At 49.2% G+C, this 1,265-nt stretch carries 1 protein-coding gene; it reads right to left on the reverse strand.

The genetic code is table 11. The features are described 5' to 3' along the window. Positions 1 to 1,212 (reverse strand): IS3 family transposase gene (locus CJP72_RS08775; RefSeq protein WP_162380489.1). Its coding sequence is split into 2 segments (ribosomal slippage), with 1,213 coding nucleotides annotated over them: positions 1 to 861 and positions 861 to 1,212; the frame shifts between segments, so codons are not numbered across the junction. This gene is flagged as partial in the annotation. Positions 1,213 to 1,265 lie beyond the last annotated feature (53 nt).

Here is a 1,265-nt window from a genome sequence, read left to right on the forward strand (position 1 = left end):
GATGAACATCATCAGGCGTTTTGTATTTCAGGGCCAGATGCGGCCTCTCATTGTTATAAATTGCCACCGATTCTTTTACCATTTCCCTGGCCTGTTTCAGGTCTGCCGGGCGCGAGAGTAAAAATTCATTTTTCAGGATCCCGTTTATCCGCTCAGCCAGCGCATTCTGGTAACAGTCATAACCGTCTGTCATTGAACAGGTTATGCCGTGTATCTCATGTATCGACTGGTAAAGTGCTGAACAGTATTGAAGCCCTCTGTCAGAGTGGTGTATCAACCGTCCTTTTGTTTTCCTTTGCCGTAGCGCCTGTCTGAAGGCTTTTATCACGTTTTCAGTCTGCAGATTCTCTCCCACATGGTAGCCCATGATTTTTCTGGAACAGGCATCCGTGACCAGACTCAGATAGACCGTGCCATTGCATACCGGCAGGTACGTTATATCAGCGACCCAGACCTGCTCCGGCTGAAGGGCTGTAACCTGTTCAGGACCGGGCTTCAGCAGATTCGGATGTCGGTAAAAACGATGATGGCTGTTGGTGGTTTTGTGGTAAGCCCGTTTCACCGGGATCAGAAGCCGGTGTTCATCCAGCAGAGTAAACAACCTGTCCCGCCCGACCTTCAGTGTTTTATCAGCCTGGCTGTTCAGCAGATAGTGCAGCTTACGTGTACCGATGCGTGGCTGACGGCACCGGATACGGGCAACAAAATCAAGAATCTTGCAGTCGTGCTCATGTCGTTTATTGCACCTTGCATTGTGCTGATACCATGCCTGTCTGCTGTGACCCAGGAACTGGCATGCGCGCATAATGGTTATTTTTGAGGTCTGACTTTGCGCGATGACTTGCCGGGCCGCTTTTTTACGATACTCACCCCATAATCATTTTTCAGGACATTGATAACAGACTCAAAAAACTCAGCTTTCTGGTTCGCCAGTTTGAGTTGCTCCTCAAGTTCTTTGATTCTTTGCTCGGGTGTCAGTGGTGTACTTGTCTGAGTCACAGGCAGTTTCCTCTTCACCAGGTCAGAAAGTCCGGGACTCCAGTCAAGGTGGCCATATTTGCGCAACCAGACAAGAACGGTGGAGCGCCCCTGAATGCCGTATCGTTGTTGAGCCTGCTTATAGGTCATTTCGCCTTTTTCGACCTGCTCAACAACGGCTATTTTAAAGGATAGGGGATAATCACGTTGGGTACGTTTGAACTCAGTCATCATCACGTTCTCCGGATTTAGGTCAGGAACGTGTCAACGCTATTCAGGATGGGTCA

Source organism: Citrobacter sp. NCU1, assembly GCF_010231475.1.
GTDB lineage: Bacteria > Pseudomonadota > Gammaproteobacteria > Enterobacterales > Enterobacteriaceae > Citrobacter_D.